The sequence below is a fragment of the Streptomyces sp. NPDC059456 genome (assembly GCF_042750055.1).
Taxonomy (GTDB): domain Bacteria; phylum Actinomycetota; class Actinomycetes; order Streptomycetales; family Streptomycetaceae; genus Streptomyces.
The window spans coordinates 1-5,314 of sequence record NZ_JBHYVA010000606.1 but is presented as its reverse complement, the minus strand read 5'-3'; the positions used below and the strand labels follow the sequence as shown (position 1 = coordinate 5,314).

5 protein-coding genes are annotated in these 5,314 nt (G+C 72.4%); 1 reads left to right on the top strand and 4 read right to left on the bottom strand.

The annotated features are described in order from the left end of the window. Positions 1-134 precede the first annotated feature (134 nt). From ACFXA3_RS34550 to ACFXA3_RS34535, 4 genes are all read right to left on the bottom strand, one after another. Positions 135-1,391 carry a transglycosylase family protein gene (locus ACFXA3_RS34550; protein ID WP_385193573.1) on the bottom strand — a complete coding sequence of 419 codons (1,257 nt, stop codon included), beginning with the start codon at positions 1,389-1,391 and terminating at the stop codon, positions 135-137. 161 nt (positions 1,392-1,552) lie between these two features. Further along, positions 1,553-3,190, bottom strand: coding sequence for a CHAP domain-containing protein (locus ACFXA3_RS34545; RefSeq protein WP_385193570.1), 1,638 nt, complete (start codon positions 3,188-3,190; stop codon positions 1,553-1,555). Between the two features lie 243 nt (positions 3,191-3,433). Beyond that, positions 3,434-3,604 carry a hypothetical protein gene (locus ACFXA3_RS34540; RefSeq protein ID WP_385193567.1) on the bottom strand — a complete coding sequence of 57 codons (171 nt, stop codon included), beginning with the start codon at positions 3,602-3,604 and terminating at the stop codon, positions 3,434-3,436. 143 nt (positions 3,605-3,747) lie between these two features. After that, complete coding sequence (locus tag ACFXA3_RS34535) at positions 3,748-4,107, bottom strand: hypothetical protein (RefSeq protein WP_385193564.1); 360 nt, start codon at positions 4,105-4,107, stop codon at positions 3,748-3,750. A gap of 166 nt (positions 4,108-4,273) precedes the next feature. Between ACFXA3_RS34535 and ACFXA3_RS34530 the strand changes: the two genes are divergently transcribed. After that, positions 4,274-5,269, top strand: a complete 996-nt coding sequence (locus tag ACFXA3_RS34530) for a LuxR C-terminal-related transcriptional regulator (protein ID WP_385193561.1) — start codon at positions 4,274-4,276, stop codon at positions 5,267-5,269. The last annotated feature ends 45 nt before the right edge of the window (positions 5,270-5,314 follow it).

Genomic DNA, 5,314 nt, shown 5'->3' with positions numbered 1-5,314 from the left:
CGCGGCGCCCGGCGTCCCGGCGCGCGCGCCGGGGGGGGGGCCGCCCCGGGCGCCCCCGCGGCCCGCGGGGGGGCCCCCCCGCCGCGGGGGGGGGGCGGGGGGGCCGATCGCGTCGTGCCGCCGGGCCGCGGTGCTCAGACGGTCGGGAACTTCGCCGTGAAGGCTGCCGGAACGCCGACCACGTCGTTGAAGCTGAGCTTGCCCGCACCGAACTCGTCGGCGGACATCGCCCGCTTCTTGCCGCCCTGGATCTGCCAGACGACGTTGCTGCCCGGGGAGAGCAGCATCGTGCCGTCGGCGGGGGCCGCCTTCGCGGCGGCCGAGCCCAGCCACTCGCCCGGAACGGCCTCCAGCGGACGCTGGTCGTAGCCGAGGCCGGTGAAGTCGGCGTAGGTCAGCGGAACCGCGACGCCGCCCGCCATCACGTAGACCGTGGGGCTGGTACCCGAGGCGTCCTTGACGATCGAGCCGTTGGCCAGCTGCTTGATCGCGGCCGAGTGCAGCCAGTCGGTCGGGACGCCCATCAGGGAGCGGCCGTCGTAGCCGTTCGCCGACCACTCGGCGGCCGAGATGTGCAGCGCAGAGCCGTTCACCATGACGTAGCGGTTGTTGTCGCTGCCGGTCTGGTCCATGACCACGCGGCCGTTGGAGACGGAGCGCTGGGTGGCCCCCTGCAGCCAGGCGGTGGGAACGCCCATGTCGGGGCGGACGTTGTAGCCGTCGGCGGTCCAGTCGGCGGCCGAGATGGGCAGGGCTGCGCCGTCGATGACCACGTAGCGGTTGGCGCCACCGGCCTGGTCGTGGACGACGGTACCGGCCGGCGGGGCGCTCGGCAGACCGTTGAAGGCTGCGTCGTCCACGAGCACGATCTTGCTCAGGTCGTAGTGGTCGGGGGTGACGTCGGAGCCCGCCACCGGCACGCCCGCCCCGTCGATCATGACCTTGACGGCCGGGCCGCCCGGCGACTTCACCAGCGTGCCGGCCGGAAGCGACGCGGGGTTCGGGTAGGTCGGGGCGCTCGGGTACGGGTTGGCGTGGTCGGCGCCCAGGCCTGCGGCGGGACCGCAGGACGGCCAGGCGCCCTGGCCCTGACCGGCCAGGATCTTCTCGCCGATGAGGATCTGCTGCTGCTTGGTCGCCTGGTCGGCGCGGCCGGCGTACTGCGTGCCGCCGAAGGCGCGCCACGTCGACATCGAGATCTGGAGGCCGCCGTAGTAGCCGTTGCCGGTGTTGATGCTCCAGTTGCCGCTGGCCTCGCACTGGGCGACCTTGTCCCAGGTCGAGACGGAGGCGGCCGAGGCGGTGGTGGTCATGAGCAGCGGGGCTGCGAGGGCGACCAGAGCGGTGACGGTGACGGCGAGCGCGGACTTCTTGCGGGCGGCAGACAGCACGGAGTGTTCCTCGGTGGGTTCGGGGCGCAGGCCAGGGCGTCGGCGGCTGCGGGGGCGGCGAGTGCGGGGCGGCGGGTGCGGGGCGGAAGCTGCGGGGCGGGGCCCCGGGCCGGCCCGGGCCGCCCGGCCGGTGTGGACCGGGCGGCTCGGACGGGCGGCGATCAGACGGTCGGGAACTTCGCGGTGAAGGCGGCCGGAACACCGACCACGTCGTCGAAGCTGAGCTTGCCCGCGCCGAACTGGTCGGCGGTCATGGCCTTCTTCTTGCCGCCGGTGATCTGCCAGACCGTGTTGCTGTCGGGCGACAGGAGCATCGTGCCGTCGGCCGGAGCGGCCTTCGCGGCGGCCGAGGCCAGGTACTCGCCCGGGGTGCCGACCAGCGGACGCTTGTCGTAGCCGAGGCCGGTGAAGTCGGCGTAGGTCAGAGGAACGGCGACGCCGCCGGCCATCACGTAGACGGTGGAGTTGGCACCCGAGGCGTCCTTGACGATCGAGCCGTTGGCCACCTGCTTGGACACCGCGGAGGCCAGCCACTCACCCGGAACACCCATCAGGCTCTGCTGGTCGTACCCGTTGCCGGTCCACTCCGAGGCGGAGATGTGCACCGCCGCGCCGTTGATCATGACGTAGCGGTTGTTGTCGGTGCCCGACTGGTCCATGATCACGGTGCCGGTCGAAGGGGACTTGGCGACGGCGGACTTCAGCCACTGGCCCGGGACGCCCATCAGGGTCTGCTCGTTGTAGTGGTCGGCCGTCCACTCGGAGGCCGAGATGTGCAGGGCCGCGCCGTTGACCATGATGTAGCGGCTCGGGTCGGCGCCGGTCTGGTCCATGACCACGATGCCGGTCGTCAGCTGCCGCTGCGCGGCGTTCTGCAGCCAAGCGGTCGGAACGCCCATGTCGGGACGGACGTTGTACCCGGCGGCGGTCCAGTCCTCGGCGCCGATCAGCAGCGCCGTACCGTCGACGATCACGTAGCGCTCGGCGCCGCCGGCCTGGTCGTGGACCACGGTGCCGGAGGGCGGGGCGCTCGGCAGGGCCCGGAAGGCCGTGTCGTCCACCATGACGATCTTGCTCAGGTCGTACTTGTCCGGGGTGACGTCGGAGCCCGCGACCGGAACGCCCGCGCCGTTGATGATGACCTTCACCTGCGGGCCGCTCGCCGACTTCACCAGCGTCCCGGAGGGCAGCCCGGCCGGGTTGGGGAGCGTGGGGGTGTTGCTGCCGGCGGGCGAGACGTAGCCGCTGATGCGCTGGCCGCCCCACGGGGCCGAACCCACGCTGAAGCTGGTGGCGTTGTTGGTGCTGACGTGGCCCGGCCGACCGCCCTGGTTGCCGCCGGTGATGGTGATCGTGCCGCCGGAGAGCCCCGTGACGAGGGCCACGTGATCGGCGTAGTCGCTGCCGTTGTAGTTGAAGACGACCGCGTCACCCACGTGCGGCGTGTTGGAGAGCGTCCCGTACTTCTTGCCGTAGTCCATGAAGCTGGCGGCCCGGTCGTCCAGGGTGGACAGGCCCGTGACCCCGTTGCGGGCCCAGACCCAGCCGGCGAAGTCCGCACACCAGGCGTGGGCCGTGGTGGTGCCGCCGTAGCAGCTGCTGGACTGGTTGGGGCCGCCGACGTAACCGCCGTGGGCGCAGGCTCCGTTGCCGTTCTCGGCCTTGGCGGTGGCCGAGATGCCGTCCGTGAGCGGCGAGGCGCTGGCCGGGGAGGCGACGACCGTGGTGAGCACGGTCACGGCCAGGGCCGAGGCGGAGGAGAGGCGGATGGCGGTGGTCTTCAGGGTGCTGCGGGACATGGCGAAGCTCCAGGTGGCGTGAAGAGACGTGTGTGGTGGCGCTGCGGGTTCGCAGGCAGGCCTGTCGAAGGCCGGAAGTGTGTGGGCGCACCGGGCGGGTGGACGGCTGCCCTGCAGGAGCAGCTGTCAGGCCGGCGTACGCGGCGCGCGGGGTGGGGCGGTGAAGCGGTGGGGCGGTGAAGCGGTGGGGCGGTGGGGCGGTGGGGCGGTGAAGTGCGGCGGCCGCGGCGGGCGGCGGGCCGGCTACTCCCAGGCGGTGGTCTTCAGGGTGACCGGGGCGGTCTCCCATGCGGTGGTGGCGGTGACCCGGGTGGCGGCGCTGTCGCCGTGGCCGGCGAAGGCCGGGGTGACGGCGGCGACGGAGAAGGCGAGGGAAGCGACCGCGGCGGCCTTGACGAGGTGGGTGCGCAGCATGGGAGTGGTCCTTTGCGAAAGCTGGGATGAGTGACTGATCCGGTCTCGCGTCCCGCGGTGACGCTTCGTCCGGTGCCTTCGGGGCGGTGTTCCCTTCCGGCGATCACTACTTTCGTCGCAGGTCAGAGTGGGTGGAAGGGCTTTCAGCTGGACGGAATCGGCCCTGGACCGTTCCGGCCAGCGAGGCCGGAAGGGGACAGCAGGGCGCGCTCGAAGTAGGGGGCGATCAGGGGGACGCCGACACGGGTGAGGCTCCAGCCGCCGAGTTCGGGGAGCGTTTCGAGGGCACGCCGGCAGAGGGACTCCGTCCGCAGCTCCGCCTCGTCCAGGTTGTCCGCGAGCACGAAGACGCCGAGCACCGGATCCGGCTGCGCGTACGGGTGCGGGGTCACGTGCTCCACCGCGTCCCGGCTTCCGGCCACGGACAGGAGGAGTTCACCGATGCGCGGGGGCAGTTGACCACCCGCCGCGGGGGCCCGGAGGCCGGCGTGTACGAGATACATACACCCGACCCTTCCCCAGGATCCGGGCGGATCACAGGTTCGTGACCTGGCCTTTTGGGTCCCTGACCGGAACCGTCCACATAACCTTCCCGGCTGGCCGCAGCCGGGATCGGCATGCGATGATCCGGTTGCCTTGACGGACAAGGTGTACACGGGGGGAACCGCTGTGCTGTCAACTCTGGGCCTCGACACGACCGCCGAGGCCGTCTACCGCACCATGCTCGCGCGCCCGCGCGACGGCGTGAGCGCACTCGCAGCCCATCTCGGGCTGCCCGATTCGGAAATCCGGCGGAGCCTCGACCTGCTCAGCGAGCTGGCCCTCATCCGGCCCTCGTACGAGCACGCCGGGGAGCTCCGCGCGGTCTCGCCCGATGTCGGCATGGAACTCCTCATGGCCCGCCAGCAGGCCGAACTGGCGGCTCAGCAGCTGAAGATCGAGACGTCCCGGGCGGCCGCCGCACAGCTCATCGCGGAGTTCGCCGACCTGAGCCCGGCCGCTTCCGGCCCCGGGGTCGAGCAGCTGACCGGGCTCGACGCCATCCGGTCCCGGATAGCCGGTCTGGCACACCGCGTACAGAGCGAACTGATGACCTTCGCCCCCGGCGGGGGCCACCGGCCGGAGACGCTGGAGGCCTCGAAGGCGGACGACGGGGCGCTGCTGGGCCGCGGGGTGCGGATGCGCTCGCTGTTCCAGGACAGCGTGCGCAACAGCCAGACCACGGTGACGTACGCGACGTGGCTGACCGAGAACGGCGGGGAGGTGCGGACCGCCCCGGACCTGCCGACCCGCATGATGGTCTTCGACCGGTCCACGGCCGTGATCCCGGTCAGCAGCGCGGACAGTGCCGCGGGAGCGGTGGTCCTGACCGGGGAGGGCACGCTGACGGCGCTGTGCGCGCTGTTCGACAACATCTGGGCGGGGGCCCGGCCGCTGGGCGCCGTCGAGGAGAAGGACACGGGCGGCCTCAACCCGCAGGAGCGCACGGTGGTCCAGTTGCTCGCGCAGGGCCTGACCGACGAGGCGATAGCCAAGCGCCTCGCCGTCTCCCCGCGCACGGCCCGCCGGCTGGCGAACGGCCTGATGGCCCGTCTGGGCGCGGCGAGCCGCTTCGAGTTCGGCGTACGGGCGGTCCAGCGCGGCTGGCTCCCCGGCACGGAGTGACCCGTACCCGCAGCTGTACCTGCGCCCGCCCCCGCACTCCCGGCG